Origin of the sequence: Paraburkholderia sp. RL17-383-BIF-A, assembly GCF_046028015.1 — a bacterium.
In the GTDB taxonomy this organism is placed as follows: domain Bacteria; phylum Pseudomonadota; class Gammaproteobacteria; order Burkholderiales; family Burkholderiaceae; genus Paraburkholderia.
On the sequence record NZ_JARESR010000045.1, the window covers coordinates 39,087 to 58,680 of the forward strand.

General features: G+C 62.2%; 21 protein-coding genes. 8 read left to right on the forward strand and 13 right to left on the reverse strand.

Going from position 1 to position 19,594, the window contains the following annotated elements:
- Window positions 1-343: 343 nt before the first annotated feature.
- Both P0D71_RS32860 and P0D71_RS32865 read left to right on the forward strand, forming a co-directional pair.
- Window positions 344-1,537, forward strand: a complete 1,194-nt coding sequence (locus P0D71_RS32860) for a urate hydroxylase PuuD (protein ID WP_408483604.1) — start codon at window positions 344-346, stop codon at window positions 1,535-1,537.
- Window positions 1,538-1,583: 46 nt separating this feature from the next.
- A complete protein-coding gene (locus P0D71_RS32865; RefSeq protein ID WP_408483605.1) occupies window positions 1,584-1,862 on the forward strand; it encodes a hypothetical protein in 279 nt (92 codons plus the stop codon).
- 276 nt (window positions 1,863-2,138) lie between these two features.
- Here the strand turns inward: P0D71_RS32865 and P0D71_RS32870 are convergent, their stop codons facing one another.
- The 12 genes from P0D71_RS32870 to P0D71_RS32925 all read right to left on the reverse strand — a co-directional run bounded on the left by P0D71_RS32870 (window position 2,139) and on the right by P0D71_RS32925 (window position 13,073).
- Window positions 2,139-2,651 carry an ureidoglycolate lyase gene (locus P0D71_RS32870; RefSeq protein WP_408483606.1) on the reverse strand — a complete coding sequence of 171 codons (513 nt, stop codon included), beginning with the start codon at window positions 2,649-2,651 and terminating at the stop codon, window positions 2,139-2,141.
- Window positions 2,648-3,661 carry an allantoicase gene (alc, locus tag P0D71_RS32875; RefSeq protein ID WP_408187232.1) on the reverse strand — a complete coding sequence of 338 codons (1,014 nt, stop codon included), beginning with the start codon at window positions 3,659-3,661 and terminating at the stop codon, window positions 2,648-2,650. The genes P0D71_RS32870 and alc overlap by 4 nt, the downstream gene beginning before the upstream one ends.
- Before the next feature lie 72 nt (window positions 3,662-3,733).
- Entirely contained in the window at window positions 3,734-4,255 is a 522-nt protein-coding gene (gene uraD, locus P0D71_RS32880; RefSeq protein ID WP_091793633.1) for a 2-oxo-4-hydroxy-4-carboxy-5-ureidoimidazoline decarboxylase, read from the reverse strand.
- Window positions 4,252-5,202, reverse strand: a complete 951-nt coding sequence (gene puuE / locus P0D71_RS32885; protein WP_091793631.1) for an allantoinase PuuE — start codon at window positions 5,200-5,202, stop codon at window positions 4,252-4,254. Before puuE ends, uraD begins: the two co-directional genes overlap by 4 nt.
- A 198-nt stretch (window positions 5,203-5,400) precedes the next feature.
- Window positions 5,401-6,267 carry an aspartate/glutamate racemase family protein gene (locus tag P0D71_RS32890; protein ID WP_408483607.1) on the reverse strand — a complete coding sequence of 289 codons (867 nt, stop codon included), beginning with the start codon at window positions 6,265-6,267 and terminating at the stop codon, window positions 5,401-5,403.
- Between the two features lie 38 nt (window positions 6,268-6,305).
- Window positions 6,306-7,787, reverse strand: coding sequence for an NCS1 family nucleobase:cation symporter-1 (locus P0D71_RS32895; RefSeq protein ID WP_408353184.1), 1,482 nt, complete (start codon window positions 7,785-7,787; stop codon window positions 6,306-6,308).
- A gap of 362 nt (window positions 7,788-8,149) precedes the next feature.
- Entirely contained in the window at window positions 8,150-8,863 is a 714-nt protein-coding gene (locus P0D71_RS32900; RefSeq protein WP_408187228.1) for a GntR family transcriptional regulator, read from the reverse strand.
- A 315-nt stretch (window positions 8,864-9,178) separates the two neighbouring features.
- Complete coding sequence (gene ldcA, locus P0D71_RS32905) at window positions 9,179-10,105, reverse strand: muramoyltetrapeptide carboxypeptidase (protein WP_091793621.1); 927 nt, start codon at window positions 10,103-10,105, stop codon at window positions 9,179-9,181.
- Between the two features lie 28 nt (window positions 10,106-10,133).
- Window positions 10,134-10,871 (reverse strand): tRNA adenosine(34) deaminase TadA, encoded by a 738-nt coding sequence (gene tadA / locus P0D71_RS32910; RefSeq protein ID WP_408483608.1) that lies wholly within the window; start codon window positions 10,869-10,871, stop codon window positions 10,134-10,136.
- Window positions 10,872-10,939: 68 nt separating this feature from the next.
- Window positions 10,940-11,341, reverse strand: a complete 402-nt coding sequence (locus tag P0D71_RS32915) for a DnaJ family domain-containing protein (RefSeq protein WP_408483609.1) — start codon at window positions 11,339-11,341, stop codon at window positions 10,940-10,942.
- 523 nt (window positions 11,342-11,864) lie between these two features.
- Window positions 11,865-12,470: a 2'-5' RNA ligase family protein gene (locus tag P0D71_RS32920; RefSeq protein ID WP_408187226.1), complete on the reverse strand. Its 606-nt coding sequence runs from the start codon at window positions 12,468-12,470 to the stop codon at window positions 11,865-11,867.
- Between the two features lie 411 nt (window positions 12,471-12,881).
- Window positions 12,882-13,073, reverse strand: a complete 192-nt coding sequence (locus P0D71_RS32925; RefSeq protein WP_408483610.1) for a hypothetical protein — start codon at window positions 13,071-13,073, stop codon at window positions 12,882-12,884.
- A 6-nt stretch (window positions 13,074-13,079) separates the two neighbouring features.
- Between P0D71_RS32925 and P0D71_RS36160 the strand changes: the two genes are divergently transcribed.
- The 6 genes from P0D71_RS36160 to P0D71_RS32955 all read left to right on the forward strand — a co-directional run bounded on the left by P0D71_RS36160 (window position 13,080) and on the right by P0D71_RS32955 (window position 18,699).
- Complete coding sequence (locus P0D71_RS36160) at window positions 13,080-13,322, forward strand: hypothetical protein (RefSeq protein WP_459252304.1); 243 nt, start codon at window positions 13,080-13,082, stop codon at window positions 13,320-13,322.
- A 229-nt stretch (window positions 13,323-13,551) separates the two neighbouring features.
- Window positions 13,552-14,541 carry an HlyD family secretion protein gene (locus tag P0D71_RS32935; RefSeq protein ID WP_408483612.1) on the forward strand — a complete coding sequence of 330 codons (990 nt, stop codon included), beginning with the start codon at window positions 13,552-13,554 and terminating at the stop codon, window positions 14,539-14,541.
- Window positions 14,538-15,482 carry an ABC transporter ATP-binding protein gene (locus tag P0D71_RS32940; protein ID WP_408353176.1) on the forward strand — a complete coding sequence of 315 codons (945 nt, stop codon included), beginning with the start codon at window positions 14,538-14,540 and terminating at the stop codon, window positions 15,480-15,482. The genes P0D71_RS32935 and P0D71_RS32940 overlap by 4 nt, the downstream gene beginning before the upstream one ends.
- Window positions 15,479-16,429: an ABC transporter ATP-binding protein gene (locus P0D71_RS32945; protein WP_408483613.1), complete on the forward strand. Its 951-nt coding sequence runs from the start codon at window positions 15,479-15,481 to the stop codon at window positions 16,427-16,429. The genes P0D71_RS32940 and P0D71_RS32945 overlap by 4 nt, the downstream gene beginning before the upstream one ends.
- On the forward strand, window positions 16,426-17,562 hold the full coding sequence (locus P0D71_RS32950) for an ABC transporter permease (RefSeq protein ID WP_408187221.1): 1,137 nt from the start codon (window positions 16,426-16,428) through the stop codon (window positions 17,560-17,562). Before P0D71_RS32945 ends, P0D71_RS32950 begins: the two co-directional genes overlap by 4 nt.
- A gap of 6 nt (window positions 17,563-17,568) precedes the next feature.
- The gene (locus P0D71_RS32955) at window positions 17,569-18,699 is read left to right on the forward strand and encodes an ABC transporter permease (protein WP_408483614.1); all 1,131 of its coding nucleotides are present in this window, start codon (window positions 17,569-17,571) and stop codon (window positions 18,697-18,699) included.
- An 83-nt stretch (window positions 18,700-18,782) separates the two neighbouring features.
- Here P0D71_RS32955 and P0D71_RS32960 read toward each other — a convergent pair whose 3' ends face one another.
- A complete protein-coding gene (locus tag P0D71_RS32960; protein ID WP_091793604.1) occupies window positions 18,783-18,995 on the reverse strand; it encodes a hypothetical protein in 213 nt (70 codons plus the stop codon).
- Between the last annotated feature and the right edge of the window lie 599 nt (window positions 18,996-19,594).

The window sequence follows — 19,594 nt, forward strand, 5'->3', positions numbered from 1 at the left end:
CACGAGGTGTTGGGAAATCGAGGTCGAGTTCGCGCCACCTGCCGATCGCGCTCGATTGCATTGCGCAGATGCTCGCACAGACTCACGCGAGTACCCGCGAAACGCAATCGAACACATGCGGTTCCAGCGAACCCGATCCGACCCGACGAGCCAATAAAAAACGGCGCGTGCGAACTGAGCGCACCGCGTCTTTCGTCCTCAGGGCCTGGCACCGAAAGATGGCCCCTTGTGGGCACCCCGCAGTCTGCGCAGCGACGTTTTGTCTGCCGACAACCCGCTCGCCGGGTTCAGAAAGGCACCCAACGTCGTTGCGTGTACAACGAATCAGAAGTGGAGGAGTTTCATGGAAGGCTTTATCACAGACTGGTTGAATCTGGCGATTCGCTGGTTCCACGTCATCGCCGCGATTGCATGGATCGGCGAATCGTTCTATTTCGTCGCGCTCGACAACAGCCTGAAACCGCCAACGGACCCGAACCAGCGCAAACGCGGCGTGTTCGGCGAGTTGTGGCACGTGCACGGCGGCGGCTTCTACAACATGCAGAAGTACACCGTCGCGCCGCCGGAAATGCCCGACGATCTGCACTGGTCGAAGTGGCCCTCGTACACCACGTGGCTGTCGGGCTTTGGTCTTTTCACCGTGCTGTATCTGTTCTCGCCGAGCACTTACCTGATCGACAAGAACGTGCTGGATATGGGCCCGGTGGTCGCTGTGGCCGCGGCGCTCGGCTTCCTCGCCGCCGGCTGGATCGTGTACGACTCGCTGTGCCGCATCCTCGGTAACAGGGATAAGGTGCTGGGCATCTGCGTCGGCGTGTATGTGCTGATCGCGGCATGGCTCGCGTGCCATATTTTCGCGGGCCGCGCGGCTTACCTGATCATGGGCGCGATGCTGGCGACCATCATGTCGGCGAACGTGTTCTTCGTGATCATTCCGGGCCAGCGCAAGATGGTCGACGCCATGCTCAAGGGCGACACGCCGAACCCGATCTACGGCAAGCGCGGCAAGCAGCGCTCGGTGCACAACACGTATTTCACGTTGCCGGTGGTGTTCGCGATGCTGTCGAACCACTACGCGATGACCTACACGCATCCGTACAACTGGGCTGTGCTGCTGGTCATCATGCTGGCTGGCGCGCTGATTCGTCAGTTCTTCGTGATGCGCCACCGTGGCCAGGTGCTGTGGTATCTGCCGCTGGTGGGTATCGCGTTGATGTTCGGCGCGCTCTTCTGGACCATGCCGAAGCCGATCGTGCCGCAAGCGCAAGCCGCCAACGCGCCGACGGTGAAGGTGGCCGATATCGCACCGGTTCTGCAACAGCGCTGCGTGGCTTGCCACTCCGCGCATCCGACGATGATGGGGAGCGCTCCTGCCGGCGTGCTGCTGGATACGCCGGATGAGATCTCGCAGAACGCGCAACGGATCTATCAGCAAGCCGTGACGTTGAAGGCCATGCCGCTTGGCAACGTGACGCATATGACCGACGACGAGCGGATGAAGATCGCCGCGTGGTTTGAAGGTGGTGCGGTGAAGTAACCACTGGCCGGGCATGCTGCCCGGCGTCACGAAGAATCGAGCGACCTTGAAGCGGGCTTTTCGCGTGAGCGGAAAGCCCGCTTTTCATTGGCCGGCTGGTGTCGGTTTCTCCGTGACGAGCCGCATCGTCACGGGCTCGGACGACAACACGCCGGTTCGCGGCTTCAACGAGTTCTATTCCATGCGCGTGCTGGAGCGGCTCGGCGTCGCGCATCGAACGCTTCGACATCGACGCACTGGGAGTGCCGGCGTACGGCGTCGAGGATATATGTTGTTTATTGGGTTGCAATGGCACACCGCCGGGAAGCAGAAGCTTCACGCCTGAGTCGATGGCATGGCGTCTTTGCGCTCGCCGAAGAAGAGCCTGCAATTCGAGCGGCTTAAACCGGCTATAGGCGCCGCAGAATTTTGCGCGCCTGCCCCGGCGCAATGCGTGCGCCAAGTAATCGGGTATTCGCCGCTTCTCGCCAAACGTAGCTAAACGCGCAACGACGGCGTCGCGCTAGTGTTGTAGTTCGCCACAAAAACAAAAAACCCACAGCACTGGTAATGCTGTGGGTTCTTTCAAATCAACCTGCTCGCTACGCCGTAGCGGTAAACCTCAAACCGCCACCGCGCTCAACGCATCTTCCGTGAGCCACAACGACTCCGAGAGATCCTGCTCATTGAGATTGAGTCCATCCCCGCCGCGATCGACGACGATAAAGTCGCTCACCTCACCCAACGCGATCAGCGGATGATGCCACACGCCCTTCGCATAGTTCACGCCCTGCCAGCCGCTCGTCACGAAAGCACGAATCTTCGACACGTCCAGCTCACCTGCCGGCGCCACGACCACCAGATACGCTTTGTCGTTTAGCGGGACGAACGCCTGGCTGCCGAGCGGGTGCCGCTCGAGCATCTTCACTTCGAACGGCAGCGTGCGCGGTTGCCCGCGAAACAGGTTCACGAGCGTACGGCCGTTCTCGTCGGCGACATCCACTTTCGCGAGATCGTGATAGCGGATCGTCGTGCCGAGGTTGATCGGGATCTGCTTCGCGCCTTCGAGTTCAATCACGTCGCCGAATGCGGCGAACGCTTCTTTCGTCAACGGTTCGATCGCGAGCGTTTTCATGATGCGAGCGTGCCCCACAGGCGCAGGCGCGACACGCCACCGTCCGGAATGATATTGAAGCGCACGTGCGTCACCGGACCCAGTGCCGCGATCTCGCTTTCGAAATAGTGCTGGTTGTCCATCTTCAGTTTCTGTTCGCCGAGCAGCACCGGCCAGAACATGGCTTGCGTGATCAGCGAGCTGTCCGTGCCACCCGTGACATACGCGGCTTGAATCGAGCAGCGGTCCGGAAAGTTACCCTTGAAGTGCGCCGTATCGACTTCGATTTTCCTGATCACGCCCGGTTGCGCCAGCGCGACGATCGCCCAGTCGTTACCCGGCTCACGACGGCGGCGCGTTTCCCAGCCGTCACCCATGTTCACGCCACGGCCCGGCATCAGGATCGTCGACGCTGCGCCGAAGTGCTGGTTGTTCGCCGCGACGAGATAGGCGCCATTCTCCATCGCCGCCAGATCGAACTGCTCCGTGCGGCTCGCGCCGGCCCAATCGACTTGCGGCTGACCATACACCCGCAGACGCGCAATGCCGCCGTCCGGATAAATGTTCACGCGCAGGTGGGTGTAAGCGTTCGTGTCGCTGACTTCGTGATAGTGATGGCTATTGCCTTGCAACGTGGTCGACGGCACGATTTCGGTCCATTGCGTCGACTGGTTCGGCGCGCCGTCCACCACGCGCGCGGCTTCCACCGACGCCGCCGGCGGGAAATTACCCGTGAAGTGGCTGGTGTCGAGATCCAACCCCTTGATCACGCCCGGACGAGCCAGCTTCACGACGCACCAGTCATAGCCGTTGGCGCGCTTGCGGCGGGTTTCCCAGCCGTCCATCCACTTGCCGTTGTCGTCGTATTTGCCCGGAATGAAAACGGCCGGCTCCGGATTCAGCATGCGCTCCTTCGGTGCGAAGAAATCGTCGCTGGCCTCGAGCGCCTGCGCGCCCAGACGCGGGTCCGCCAGGTTCACATAGCGGCGCGTGAATTCCGGTGCGTTGGGGTCGAGAATCGGGAGTGCCATTTTTGTCTTCCTTGATATTTGCCAGTGCTGAAAAAACGTTTCGGTTCGAGGTCCGCGACGCGTGGTTAAGCCTTATGCGTCGATCAGGTCGTCGAGCCTGAAACGTGCGATGCGGTAGATCTGATCGAGGCTCGCGCGCAGTTCTTCGGCGCGGCTATTGTTCACGCGCGCTTCGAAGTTCGCGATGATGCCGTGACGGTCATAACCGCGCACGGCGAGGATGAATGGAAAACCGAACTTCTCGCGATAAGCGGCGTTCAGCGCGAGCAGCTTGTCGAACTCTTCCTGCGTGCATTGCGCGAGGCCGGCGCCGCTCTGCTCGCGCGTGGATTCGGCGGTCAGTTCGCCGCGCACCGCGGCCTTGCCGGCGAGTTCCGGGTGAGCATTGATCAGCGCCAGTTGCTTCTCTTCACCGGCCGTTTCGACGATGTTCGACATCTTGCGATGCAACTCGTCGATACTGGCGAAAGGCCGTTGCTGCGCGGCGATTTCCGCGACCCACGGCGAGTGCTCGAAAATACCCGACAGCGTTGCCACGAACGCTTCGGTCGAGATGCTGTTGAGTTGGTCCAGAGTGTATTGCATCGCCTTCATGCCGCTGCCCCGCGGTTGTCTTGTTGGTAAGGGTGATGTTCGCGCCAGTGGCGCGCAATATCGACGCGCCGCGTCACCCACACGCGATCGTGCTGTTCGATATGGTCGAGAAAACGTTGCAGCGCGCGAAAACGCCCAGGGCGCCCGAGCAGACGGCAATGCATGCCGATGGAAAGCATCTTCGGCGCTTCGTCGCCCTCTTCGTAGAGCACGTCGAATGCATCGCGCAGGTACGTGAAGAAGTGGTCTGCGGTGTTGAAGCCTTGCGGGCTTGCAAAGCGCATGTCGTTGGTGTCGAGCGTGTACGGCACGATCAATTGCGGCACTGTCGTGCCACCGGTAACGTCCACGTCCATCCAGAACGGCAGGTCGTCGCCATAGTAATCGGAGTCGTACAGGAATCCGCCGTATTCGGCGACCAGACGATGCGTATTGGGACTGTCACGGCCGGTGTACCAGCCAAGCGGACGCTCGCCCGTCACGCGTTCGATCGCTTCCATGCCGAGACGCATGTGCTCCGCTTCTTTCTCCGGCGACACGTCCTGATAGTGAATCCAGCGATAGCCGTGGCAGGCAATCTCATGACCGAGTTCCACGAACGCGCGCGCCAGTTCCGGATGCCGTTCGATCGCCATGCCAACGCCGAACACCGTGAGCGGCAGGCCGCGCTTTTCGAATTCGCGCAGAATGCGCCAGACGCCCGCGCGCGAGCCGTATTCGTAGATCGACTCCATGCTCATGTGGCGAGCCGGATAAGCCGCGGCGCCGACGATTTCCGACAGGAACTGCTCCGAGCCAGGATCGCCGTGCAGCACGCAGTTTTCACCGCCCTCTTCGTAATTCAGAACGAATTGCACCGCGACACGCGCTCGCCCCGGCCAGTTGGCCTGCACCGGGTGGCGGCCGTAGCCGATCAGATCGCGTGGGTAGTTCGGGTCGAGTGGCATGGTTTGACGAATGCGTGGTGACGTTACGTAAAATTCGCGTGGAACTCACGTGTATGCACGTGGGGTGGGCGCGGCCGAATAAACACCGGAAACAGCGCCTGAAGCAACACAAAAAACCTTTCAGGCACCCCGCGCCGAGTTGGACCAGTGTAGCGAAAACGCCCCGGTGCGCCCATACACCGGGGCAGATAGTGCGTGTCACACTGAATGTATGTGCCGGCCCGGTTCCGTAGTGTTTACCCGCACCAAATCGGACGTTCCTGCATTTTCCGGCGCATTTGCCAAGGAAACTTCGGTAGATCCGCGCGGCGCACGCGGGTTCGGATCGGAGTCGACCGGACTGAACGATGCCAGCGCGCCGTCGTAGCGCTTGGCCAGCGGCCGCGCATAGTCGCCGCGTTTGGCGGTCGAAAGACGCAGCGAGACCAGCGCCTCGGTCCATTTCACCGCTGCTGTCACGCCTTCGATCACCGGCGCGCCGAGCGCGTCCTCGATCTCCGCGCACAGTTCGGCCATACCCGCGCAGCCGAGCACGATCGCGTCCGAGCCGTCCTCGGCAAGCGCGCGCCGGCATTCGTCGAGAATGATGCGGCGCGCCGCCGAGCCAGGCTTGTCGAGGTCGAGGACGGCGACGTCGGTGGCGCGAACGTTGCGGCAAAACCGCTTCATGCCGTAGCGCTCGGCGAGGTGCCACGCCATGCCGCAGGTGCGCGCCAGCGTGGTCACCACGGAGAAGCCAGGCGCCAGCACGCTGGCCGCGTGCATCGCCGCCTCGGCGATGCCGATCACCGGACCCCGCGCCAACTCGCGTGCCGCGTAGAGACCCGGATCGCCGAAGCAGGCAATCACGTAACCGTCGCAGCCTTCGCGCTCGCCGGCCGCAACCTCGGCCAGCAGGCCTGGCGTCGCCAGCGCTTCGTCGTAATAGCCTTCGATCGACGGCGGCCCCATGGTCGGATTCACCGCGATGACTTCAGTGCCCGGCGCGGCGACTTCGCGCGCGCAGCGGCCCATTGCTTCCGTCATGCGCTGGGTCGTATTCGGGTTGATCAGTTTGATGCGCATATCCACTCCTGTTGCATCTGCACAATTCAGCGTGCGATTCAGCGTGCAATCACGCGATAGAACAGCGCGGCGAGGCCGGCGCCAATGAACCACGAGAAATTCGCCATGCCGTCGAGCGCGGGCACCATCACACAGATCACGGCGATCACGGCAGCCGGCAGCAACGCAGCGACTGCCCGATAGTTCACGCCGTTGCGATACCAGTACGAACCGGTGGGCGCAACCGTGTACAGATCGTCGAGCACGATTTTCTGACGCTTCACGAGATAGTAATCGACGATCAGGACACCGTACAAAGGTCCGATGAAGCTGCCGAGAACATCGAGGGTGTAGTGGATCACGGCGGGGTTGTTGAACAGATTCCACGGCGTAATGAAAATCGACGCCACCGCTGCGAGCATGCCGCCCGCGCGCCAGCTGATCAGCCGCGGCGCGACGTTGGAGAAGTCGAATGCCGGCGAGACGAAATTGGCGACGATGTTGATGCCGATCGTCGCGATCGTGAAGGTCAGCGCGCCGAGAATCACCGCGGTCGGATAATCGATGCGGCCCACGGTTTCAACCGGGTCCGTGATCAGCTGGCCGAATACCGGCAGCGTGGCAGCGGTCGTGATCACCGTCACCAGCGAGAAGGCCAGAAAGTTGACCGGCAGCCCCCAGAAGTTGCCACGCTGCACGCTGCGAAAGCTCTTGCCGTAGCGCGAAAAGTCGCCGAAGTTAAGCATCGGTCCGGAGAAGTACGACACCACCAGCGAAGTCGCCGTGATCATCACCGGCACGACTTCCATGCCGTGATATTTGACGCCGCCCAGGTTGATGCCGATGTTGCGCCATCCCGCGCGATACACCATGTAGCCCGCGAGAATGAACATCACCACGTAGACGGCCGGGCCGGCGAAGTCGATGAACTTCTTGATGGTCTCCATGCCGTGCCAGAACACGAGTGCCTGCAGGACCCACAGCAGCATGAAACCGGCCCAGCCGAGCGTCGACAGGCCCATGAAGCCGTGATGATGGACATCGGCATACGGCAGCAATTGGGGAACGAACTTCAACACCACGATCACCAGCGCGCTCGACGCCAGATAAGTCTGAATGCCGTACCACGCGACCGCGATCAGGCCGCGAATCACCGCGGGAATATTCGCGCCGAGCACGCCGAAGGTCGCACGGCACGCGACCGGATAAGGCACGCCGTTCGCCTGGCTAGGCTTGGCGATCAGGTTGCACAACAGGTTCACGATCGTAATGCCGACCAGCAACGCGATCAGCACCTGCCAGCTCGTCAGCCCGAGCGCGAACAGGCTGCCCGCGAACACATAGCCGCCGACGCTGTGCACGTCGGACATCCAGAACGCAAAAATGTTGTACGCGCCCCAGGTTTGGTGGCGCAACGGCGCGAGGTCTTCGTTATAGAGCCGTTCGCTGTAGCCTGCGGGCATTGACGGATCGCCGGTTGCGCCGCCGTCTGCGTAAGTGGGAATTGCGGGATTGCCGGGCGCTGCACTGAACTGAGCCATGATTCCTCCTTGGGATAGGGACCATCGATAGCGAATCGAAGGACGATGCATCGGCCATGCCAGTCGCGCGCGCTTTGCCCGTTTGGGACAGAGCACAGGCGAGCCGCCTGGTTTGCCGTGCCGCGGATATCTCCGTACTGAAGTACTTGTGGTTATCGCACCGTCAGCAGCCGCGGAGCGCCGGCGTTGCGTTGCTGCTACTCGATGTCCGTCGCCCGACGGACACGCGTGCGCAAGCCGGCAGCGCTCACGTCGAGCCGCCTTGCAACACTTGATTCGTTCAGTTCAATTCAGTGCGGCGCGCACCAGTCAGGCGCGCACGCCGGCCGCCTGCCTCAGCATGGCGCGGACATTGTCGCGGGTCATTCTCTGGGCGCACCGTTGAGGGCGCCGAACACTTCCCGCAGATCGGCCGCACCACGCGCCGGGCGGTCCAGCATCTTCAGTTCGACGCTTTGCAAATGGCGCGACATGAGTGCCGCCGCCTCTTTTGCATCGCCGGCGTCGAGCGCGGCGAGTATGGCTTCGTGGTCCTCGAACGAGCATGGGCTGCGTCCGAGCGACTCATACAACGCGGAAATCAGCGTGGAGCGCGCCACCAGCCCGTTCAGGCAATCGCACAACACCGTGTTGCCGGTCAGTCCTGCCAATTCGGTGTGAAACTCGCCCGACAGGCGAATCCACGCCGGAAAATCACGTGTTTCGAACGCTTTGCGTTCCCGGCCGATCATGCTGCCAATGCTCTTCAAGCGCCGCATGCCGTGACCGCTGCAAATCTTTTCCACCACCGCCAGTTCGATGATGCGGCGCATCTCGAACACCTCATGCACTTCCTGTAGCGAGGGGCTCGCCACGAACGCGCCGCGATTCGGTTCGAGATCGACGAGGTGGTCCGTCGCGAGTTGCGTCAGCGCCTGCCGGATCGGGCCGCGCTTCACGCCGAATACTTCGCACAACTGCGCTTCGGTCAGCTTGGCGCCCGGCGCAAGCCGATGCTCGAGGATCGCGGCGCGGATGCGCTCGGCGATCACTTCAGGTTTCGAACTATTGGCGGCGGTAGGGTCTGCGTCGGACATGATGTGCGTCTCGGTATGTTGGTCATCTTAGGATGGACATAAAGATTGTCAACAATTTTTGATTTTAATTTTGACAATTTTCACGGCAAGGGAAGGCTGACGGGCTTCCGGGTCGGTGCAAAAGCCTTGATACAGGCTATGTATAAGTTTAATTAGACTGAAAGGACGCCGTCTGTTGAGGGCGGGTTTTGTCAACAAAACCGATGGACCTTCACGGGTCGTTCCGCTCGTGGTCGATTCCAAAACACAGGCCGTTAGTTGCGTTACTGGAGTAGAAATAAAGCGGGCAATGGCCCGCTTCGCTCGCACGTCCGCTCACGCGAGATACGGATAGCCCGACAAGCTCAGTTCGAATCCCTGTGCGTTGGCAACGAGATGCGCGTCCGCGCCCACCGGCAGCGTCAGCATGTTGCGAACATGGCCGAATTGCAGCCCTGTCACGATCGGAATGCCGATCACCGACCTCGCCTGCTCGATCACCGAGTGCAAGTCGTAACCATTGTCGTAGTCGTAGGATTTGGCGCCGGAGAAATCGCCAAGCACGAGTGCCTGCTGCTGCGCGAGGATGCCGGACAGGTGCAACTGATAAATCATCCGCTCGACCCGGAACGGTTGTTCGTTGACGTCTTCGATAAACAGGATTCCGCCACTCACCGGCGGCATGTACGGCGTGCCGATCAGCGACACGAGCACCGCCAGGTTGCCGCCCCACAACATGCCCGAGACATCTACTGGCTGTGCCTGCGGCGTGTTGCTCGAGACCGTCATGGTCGGCTTCGTCAACGCGGACCAGAAGTGCTGCATGGTGAACTCGCTGAGTTCCTCCGCCCCGAAATCACTCATCACCATCGGACCGCCGAAAGTTTTCACTCCTGCACGCGCCAGCAACGCAAGCTGGATCGCGGTGAAATCGCTATGCCCCACGAGGGCAACCGGCTGATCGGTCAGCCGCCGTTGCAGCCCTTCGTAGTCGAGTCCGTGCAGAATGCGCACCGCACCGTAGCCGCCGCGCACGGCCAGCACGATATCCGGCAACTCACGCGACGGGTCGGCGAGCCGGTTCAGATCGGCAGCGCGCTGGCCGTCGGTGCCGGCGAAGCGCAGGTAGCGACGCCGCGCCGCTTCCGCGCCCTCGATGCGATGGCCCTGGGCATGAAAACGCTGCAGCGCGCGATGCAGCACCTCCGGATCATGCGGATACCCGGACGGCGCGATCAGTTCGATGGTGCGATGGACGCTCATGAGCAAGACCTTGTTTGACGTTGTAGTTTCAGAGCGCCTCGGCCGGGCCCGCTTCGTTGCCCGCTTCGTTGCCCGCTTCGTTGCCCGCTTCGTTGCCCGCTTCGTTGCCCGCTTCGTGGCCCGATGAGTTGCCCGATTTGCTGTCCGATTCATTGCCCGCTTCGCCACGTGCCGAAGCGCGCGCTTCGCGGCTGGCGCGCCGCCGCTCGGCAAAGAACGATTTGAGCGCGGCGCCGCATTCGCTTTCGAGCACGCCGCCGGTCACCGTGGTGTGATGATTCAACTGCGGATTAGCGAAAGCATCCACGACACTACCGCACGCGCCGGTTTTCGGATCGCGCGCGCCGAAGACGACACGAGCGATGCGCGCGTGCATGATCGCGCCGGCGCACATCAGGCAAGGTTCGAGCGTCACGTAAAGCTCGCAACCCGGCAGACGGTAGTTTTCGACGGCCTGCGCCGCCGCACGCAGCGCGGCCATTTCCGCATGCGCCGACGGGTCGTGCGCACCGATTGGGTGATTGAAACCTTTGGCGATGACTTCGTCGCCTCGCACGAGCACTGCGCCGACGGGCACTTCACCGGCAGCACGCGCCTCTTCGGCGGCAGCCTGGGCGAGCGCCATGAAGCGGCGATCGCGCTCGGAGACAACGGGAGTTGCGGGTGAATCGCCGGGCGAGAGCTCAGCATCCGGCAATACGGCGGCAGAGCCAGAATCCGTCGCGGCCGATCCGGCGACACCACCCGCCAAGGCTTGAGAACTCATCGTATTCGGCACTTCGTGAGAATGGAAAGAATCCGCATCCGGCACGATGGAATGAGCTAGCGGCTCGCTCACGGCGAACCCGCATCTGCCGCATTCAGGCTGCCGACGCGTTCGGACAGCCGTTCGGCAATACGCCGGCAGTATTCGCGCGGCAAAACCAGCGGGCCGCCGCGCAGCGATTCAAGCGCCATGTCGAGCGCAAGCATGCGCGCCTGCAGACGGCAGCGGGTAGCCTGGTCGCTCACGGCATTCAACTCCGCTTGCAGGTCGCGCAACGCGCGCAACTGCTCGACAGCGGGCGGCACAAAGCCCGCATTCTTCAAAATCCGGTTGGCGACGCGTACCTCTTCAGGAACCAGAGCGTCGTCGCCCAAGGATAGCGGCGCACCCGCGCCGGGTGACTCGTCGAACTCCCCGCGCGCGGCGGCGGCGGCAATACGCTGTTCGACTAATGCATCAAGCAATCTCATCTGCGATCCACTACGTTGCGGCCCAAGCATTCTATCAGGCAGCGCACGCTCGTTCCGGCTCCGCAACCGACGAAACCCCCTACGTTTTCAGATTTTTCGTCATTCGAGAGCACACGGCCGGACGCTAGGCTCAAGGGTTCGCCGCCACGCCGCGTGCCGCCCGCTCCCGCGCTAAAACCTGACAGAAAACTTTCAACGGACCGCGCAGTTCGCGCCTTTGCTCGTGGCCTCTCAAAACCACCGCCGATATGCAATCCGGAATGACTTACCCAAGCCGAAACCACGCCGCCATCACGTTCGAGACTGCCATAGCCGCACACCCTCTCCCCCTGTGCAAACGCATATCCCGGGCACCCCTGCGCGCAGCGCTGGCCGCCGTGATGATATCGCTCGTGCTATCCGGCTGCGGCGTGTTCTGCGGTGGCGCAGGCGGCAGCGGCGGCTTCGCCGGTGGCTGCACGACCGGCATGCGTTTCTGAGCCGTCGCGCCTGGACACGTCGGCATCAACTGCGGCGCCGTGCATTATGGGCGTGCATCCGCCAATGGCCATCGAGCCAGCATGACGTGCCGCGTACGCCCGAGCAAACTGTGCATCAACGCGAATTCGCGCACGTTCCAGCACAGCGGTTCAACCGGACGCGCAGCGGCCCAAGGCATGCCATACGCCAGTGTGACGTGCGGCGTATAGTCCACCGCGGCTGACATGGCATGCTCCCCGCACCCTGCGTCTTGCAACGCGCGGCATAAAGCGTCGTGCAGCCGATGCAGACCGTTCACGCCCTCGCCCCCGCCCAACACTAACGGCCCCGGTCGTGGCTTGGATGCAAAGCTCACCACCGTATCGAATTCGACGCTGAACGGCTCCATCCTGACCAACGAGGCAGCTTTCATGGCCGCCTCGACCCGCGCCTGAGGCAAACCGCCCGCGAAATTTCCGAGGTGCTGCAAGGTAACGTGCAGACGGGCCGCCGCGAGCGGTTTGCTGCGCGCGCGGCTCTCCCCGCAAAGCTGTTGTGCGAGCTTCGAAATACTCGCCGCCGTATTGGCGTCAGGAAAGACAGCGAAAAACAGGCCGTCTGTCGGTGTTGGCGGCGCCTCGAGGCCAGGCAGCCAGAGTTGTTCAGGCATGGGATTTCTGACCAGATAAAGCCGGCATGTAGATGAATCTCCGTTCATTGTGCGGGCTTGCCTGAGCGCCTGATCGACTCAGACCACTCGACTATGCGAGGTCGCACGATCGCCTTGCTAAGGCAAGCCCCGGAACTCGCAAGGTATGGCTGGGCCGCAGGCGAAAGCGTCGCCACCCGGCGCGCACGCCATTGCCGTTGAAGCGCTTTCGCTTCCCACTCAAGAATTGCTCGCCGTGACGGGCCCACGCACAAGACTGTACATCCATACAGTATGAACGGCAACGGGGGACTGGACAAAAAGTGGCAAGTATTCGCCAGCGCGGCGGAGGGTGAAACGGCGTGCGTCGGCGTATGCGGGGCTCGCCCAAACGCAACTCGAGCGGCATCGTCGAATGATTCAGCCTCACTCTCAAGCGTATGAACGGCGCTGCGCCGCCGTTGGGCGCAAGTTCAGCGCGGGATGTATATCGCGCCAGCCAAGCACTTGCACCAACTCGTTGCCGGCCTTCTTCAAAGCCAGCCCCTGACGCACCTTTTCACCATGCTCACGCGCCATCTGGATCACGTCCGGGAAATCGAGGAAGTCCAGTGCGTGCAGCATCACGACATGCAGCGCATGACTGCCGATCCATTCGCCGCGCTAGACGAGGCGGCGCAGTGCGCGAAGCTGCCCGCCGACCTCGATCCCAAAGGCATTTTCAATCGTATGCACCGAACGCATCTGGTAGGCAATCGGGCAGATGCCGCAGATGCGAGTCACGTTATCGGGCAACCCGGCCACATGCCGGCCACGCGCGACGCTCCAGACGGTAGCGCCCGCATGACGACTACAACACTAGACCAGATTTGAACGTATCGGATGCCGCGCCGACAGCACATGACGCGACCGGCGCAATGCATCAACCATGCCGTGGAGCGGCAAACCAGCCGCGACCTGGCCCCTACCGGGTTCCAACTTGACTTGAGTCAATTGGCCGGAGCGATAGCGGCTCTATCTTCAGCAGACGCACCATACACAGGCTGGCGATCTCCGGTTTTGCATCTCTTCATCCGGAAGCGTTTGAACCGAACCAAAAACCATGGCCATATCGAAACACCGGATGCAGGCCCTGCTCGCGCTAGTCGCTCTTGCCGCGGCCGGCGTAGTGGTGTGGCGTTGGCCGGTGCTGTTCGGCTCCCATCATGATACGACCCATATCATCGTGTCCGGCAACATCGAGGCTCACGAGAGTGTCCTGAGCTTCACGCAGGTCCAGGCGCCGATTGTCTACCTGCCATTCGACGAAGGCGCTTACGTCAAGCGCGGCACCGTGCTCGCGCGCGTGGACGATCGCCTGTATCGACGGCAGACGGAAATCGACCAGACCAACCTGCAAGTTGCCACGGCGCAGATCAGCGCCAATGAGAGCACCTTGGCGGCGGCACGTCACAACGTCGTCAGCGATCAATTCGATCTCAGCGAAAAACAGCTCGACCTGGGGCGAGCGGAAATCCTGGTGAAAGGCAACGCGATTCCGCGTCAGGCACGTGACCTCGCCTTCACCGCCGAACGGCAATCCGCCGCGGCCCTCGCGCACGACAAGGCGCTGGTGGAAGTCGCCGGCAACAACATCACGCTCGCGCGCGCCAATCAGGCCGCCGCCGCGGCGAAGCTCAAGCTCGACGAAGTGATGCTCTCCTACACCGAGCTGAGCGCGCCGTTCGACGGCGTCATCGCAGTACGCGAAGCGGAACTCGGGCAGCTCGCGGGATCGGGCGTCGCGATCGTTACGCTCGATGAACTCGATCACGTCTGGCTGCGCGCGTATGTGAACGAGCCCGATATCGGCAAAGTTCGCCTCAACGAAGCCGCCACCGTGACGACCGACACCTACCCCGGCAAGCGCTACCAAGGGCGCATCAGTTTCATTTCCCCGCAGGCCGAGTTCACGCCCAAAACCGTCGAGACGCACGCCGAGCGCGTGACGCTCGTCTACCGGATCCGTATCGACATCGACAACCCGACGCACGAACTGCTGCCGGGCATGCCGGCCGATGCGTCCATCGCTTTGCTGGCAGCGGGCAAATGAGCACCGACCCGGCAGCGGCGGCCATTCGCGCGCACGACCTGGCGCGCAGTTTCGGCGCCGTGCAGGCGGTGCGGGGTGTCAGCTTCGACATCGAACGCGGGGAAATCTTCGGTCTGGTCGGGCCGGACGGTGCGGGCAAGACCACCATCATGCGCATGCTGGCTGGCGTGCTGCGGCCCGACGCCGGCCAGATCTCGCTGGAAAATATCGACGTGATAGCGGCGCCGGAACGCGCAAAGGCTGCCCTCAGCTATATGCCCCAGCGTTTCGGCCTGTACGAGGACCTGACCGTCGCCGAGAACATTTTCTTCTACGGCGAACTCTTCGGGGTGTCGCGCAAAGCCAATCGGACCCGCAGCGGCGAACTTCTCGAGGCCGCCGGCCTCGTGCCATTCCGCGATCGTCTCGCCGGTCAACTGTCGGGCGGCATGAAGCAGAAACTCGGGCTGGTGTGCGCGTTGATTCACACGCCCCGCGTGCTGCTGCTGGATGAGCCGACCACGGGCGTGGACCCGGTGTCGCGGCGCGATTTCTGGGCGATCCTGTACAACCTGCGCGAAAGCGGTGTCACGATCGTGCTGTCCACCGCATATATGGACGAAGCCGAACGCTGCTCGCGGCTCGCGCTGCTGCATACCGGGCAGATCCGCCAGTGCGACACGCCGGCGCGGCTGAAGCAGGCCATGCCGGGCGCCCTGTTCGCCATCGCCGCGGCAGACCCGCGCGCGGTTCACGACGCCCTCGTGGATGCGCCCGGCGTGCTGAGCGCGTTGCTGATGGGCGACCGCGTGCACGTGCGCGTTGACGACGCCGCGCGCCGTCTGCCGGAATTGCAGGAGCGGCTTGCCACACGCGCCATTGCAAACGCAACCATCACTTCCATCGAGCCGGGCATCGAAGACGTGTTCGTCGCGCTCGTCGGGTCGGGAAGCCCGACATGAGCGCCGAGGCTCCCGTCGTCGAGGCAATCGGCCTGACCAAGCGCTTTGGCAAGTTCACGGCGGTCGACCGGCTCGACCTGTCCATCGCCAGGGGCGAAGTCGTCGGCTTCATCGGGCCGAACGGCGCGGGCAAGTCGACCACCATCCGCATGCTGTGCGGGCTGCTTTCGCCCAGCGCCGGGCGCGCTTCGGTGGCGGGCTACGACATTGGCACCCAGGCCGAGGCGCTGCGCTCGCACATTGGCTATATGTCGCAGAAGTTCTCGCTGTACGGCGACCTGACCTGCTACGAGAACCTGCGCTTTTTCTGTGGCATCTACCGGGTTCCGCGACACGACATCGCCGAGCGTATCCGGCTCGCCATTTCGACCGCGGGACTCGAAGGGCGTGAAAATATTCTCGTGCGAACGCTCGCGGGCGGCTGGAAGCAGCGGCTCGCACTCGGCTGTGCGAATCTGCACCGTCCGCCCGTGCTGTTTCTCGACGAACCGACGTCCGGCGTCGAGCCCGAGGCGCGCCGCCGGTTCTGGGATCTGATTCACGGCCTCGCCGCGGGCGGCGTGACGGTGCTGGTCTCCACGCACTACATGGACGAGGCGGAATACTGCCACCGCATCGCACTGATCGACGCGGGCCATCTGGTGGCGATCGGCAGCCCGAATGAGCTGCGCGAACACAATCTCGGCGGCAATCTGTTCGAACTGGTGTGCGCGCCGCCTGGCGCGGCTCTCGCCGCGCTGCGCGAGGCGCCCGAAGTGATCGACGCCGCGATCTTTGGCGACCGGCTGCACGTGCTGATGCACCCGGGCGTGCCTGAAACCGTGCTTCAGCCGTTTCTTGCAGGACGGCATATCGAGTTTATCGCCGTACGCGCCATCCGGCCCAGCCTCGAAGATGTGTTCGTTCAACTGGTCACGCACGCGGATAAGGGAGTGCACTCACCATGAGCCTGCGGCGGCTGCTGGCGATGGCCTTCAAGGAAACGCTGCAGATCTGGCGCGATCCGCGCAGTCTCGCCATTGCGCTGCTGATGCCGCTGTTGCAGATGGTGCTGCTCGGCTACGGCGTCAGCCTCGATATCCGGCAGGTGCCGCTATGTATCAACGACGAGGAACACAGCCAGCTAAGCCGTGAACTGGTGCAGGACTTCGTGTCGTCGCACTGGTTCCTCGCGGTTCGGAACGTGACCAACGAGCGCGCATTGCGCGATGCGATGGATCGCGGCACGTGTGCCGGCGTCGTCACGATTCCCGTCGACTTCTCGCGCGTGTTCACCACGACGGGTACCGCCACGGTGCAAACCGTGTTCGATGCGACCGACGCCAATACGACCAACATTGCAATCGGCTACGCCCAGAACGTTATTGCGCGTATTACGGCCGAATTCCAGTTGCGCTGGCGGCAAAACCACGGCATACGGCCGCAAACCGTCGGCGTGGTCGATCTCGAACCGCGGGTCTGGTTCAACGAGACGCTCGACAGCCGTAACTTCATTATCCCGGGCGTCGTCGCGGTCATTCTCGCGCTGGTCGGCGCGCAGCTGACGTCGTTGACCATCTCGCGCGAGTGGGAGCGCGGCACGATGGAGCAACTCATCTCCACGCCGGTCACCGCGCTCGAAGTCATGCTCGGCAAACTGCTTCCGTACTTCGTGATCGGACTCGTCAATGCCGCATTCTGTCTGCTCAGCACGGTTTACTGGTTTCACGTGCCGTTGCGCGGCAGCGTCGGCACCCTGATCGTCACGACCGCGCTGTTTACGCTGGTCGTGCTTGGCATCGGCTATCTGGTGTCGGTTCACATTCGCAGCCAGCTCGGCGCAAGCCAGGTTGCGCTGCTGCTGACGATGCTGCCGACCAGCATGCTGTCAGGCTACACCTTCGCCATCGACCAGATGCCCGCGCCCATTCGCCTTGCCACGCTGCTCGTCTACGCCCGCTATTACATCACCATCCTGCGGGCCGTATTCCTCAAAGGCAGCACCCTTTCCGATCTCGCCGTGCCGATTCTCGCTCTGGCCGTGTATGCGCTCGCCATCATCTGGATCGCCGCCCGGGCGTTCCGCAAACATCTGGACTAGCCCATCATGTTCGACCGTCTGCAGGTCATGTTGATGAAGGAGTTTCTCGAACTCAAGCGCGACCGGTGGGCGATGTTCCGGCTGGTCGTGCCGCTGTTGCTGCAGGTGATCATCTACGGCTACGCCGCGACTTTCACCGTCAATCATGTGAGCCTTGCCGTGCTCGACCTGGACCGCAGCCAGGCGAGCCGCAACCTCGTCTCGCACTTCGTCGCCACCGGTAAATTCGACGTGGTCGATAACGCCGGCACGCAGCGCGATATCACGCATGACATCGATAGCGACAAGGCGACGATGGCGCTCGTCATCCATGCCGGATTCGCGCAGCATCTCGGCAACGGCCAGAGCGCGCCGCTGCAGGTCGTCGTGGACGGCACCAACTCCAACACCGCGCTCATCGCGCTGGGCTACGTCAGCCAGATCGTCACGCAGTTCCAGAACGATCAGATGAGCAACCAATGGTCGGACTATTCGGGCCCCGCCCGCACCGAGGTCGCCGTGACGCTGCGTGAGCGCCCCTGGTACAACGACACGATCGACGATCGCTGGTTCTTCATTCCAGGCGTGGTCGGCACGCTCACGCTGATGCAGGTGGTCAGCCTCACGGCGTTTGCCGTGGTTCGCGAACGCGAGATCGGCACGTTGGAGCAGATCATGGTCAGCCCGATCAGGCCGGTCGAGTTCATCCTCGGCAAAACCGTGCCGTTCTTTCTGATCGGTCTTGTCGACGTTGCTCTCGTGACGGCGGTAGGCATAGGGTGGTTTAGGGTTCCGTTCGTCGGCAACCCGCTCGTCATGCTGGTCGGCGCATCGCTATTTCTGCTCGCCGCATTGGGTCTCGGCTTGCTGCTGTCCACCTTCTCGCGCACGCAGCAACAGGCGTTCGCGCTCAATTTCTTTCTGATCAATCCGCTTTTCATTCTGTCGGGGTTTGCGTTTCCTATCGCCGCGATGCCCAAAGTCCTGCAATGGATTACGTTGATCAACCCATTGCGTTACTTTCTCGTCGTGCTGCGCTCGGTTTTTCTGAAAGGCACTGGATTCGCCGTGCTATGGCCGCAGTTCGCGGCAATGGCAGCGCTCGGTGCAGTCATGCTGACGCTAAGCGTATTGCGCTTTCGCAAATCGCTCGATTGAATCGCGGTGTTTTCGGCTCGGGGGGGTGCTCATTTGGCGCATTGGCGATTTGGCGATTCGGCCCCGGCGGATATCTGCTGCATTCAGTAAGCCAGCGCTTCTCCCAGCAAGCCGATACCCACGCCCGCACAAATAGCCGAGTAGCCGCGATTGCAGGTCAGAATTTCTTTTTCAAACTGCATGGCGAATCTGAATTCGGGACATCTCTCGTAAGCGATAAATACCGAGCAGACCAAGGCCGACAATACAACCATTGAAAAGGCAATCTTCTCCAGAATTCGATAATGATGCGACATACCCATGCTCCCAAATCTTCATTCGCCCGGTCATCGCTTCGAAAGCGATGAAGGGATCATGCAGCGAGCCGCTGTCCGCGAGGCCCGACGGACTGCAATACCGGACATGTGCCTGCTGCACTTGTCGCCCGAGGCCTCAAGGTCGGTGCGTTCTCCGTGTTGAGACTACGCACATTTTCCCCAGCCCACTTGACGTGTCACAACAAATCGCGAACGTTGAAAAACAGCCATGGCTGACAGACACAAAAAACGCAAGATCGGCGAACTATCGCCGTCGCTGCGTTCTAGCGCTGAGTTTGTTGACTTCGCTCAAACGTGAGCCACCCTTCTTTCGTGAAGATTTGAGTTACCGCGACCGGTGACATGGGACCAGACCCGTCCATTCATCGGCTGTGCTGTCTGTGTCATGCGCTTGCCGATTTGCGCACGCGTTTTGAACAGACTGAATAAATTCAACCGAAGTCGTCCATCGACCGATCATGACCATCACGCTGAACGACAGGAATCCGCCTCGCCCCGTCCTGCGCGCGCGACTCGCCGCCTGGGTGTCGAGACCAACTTTCAGGCGGGATATCGCCATTGTGCTTGTCGTCAAGCTG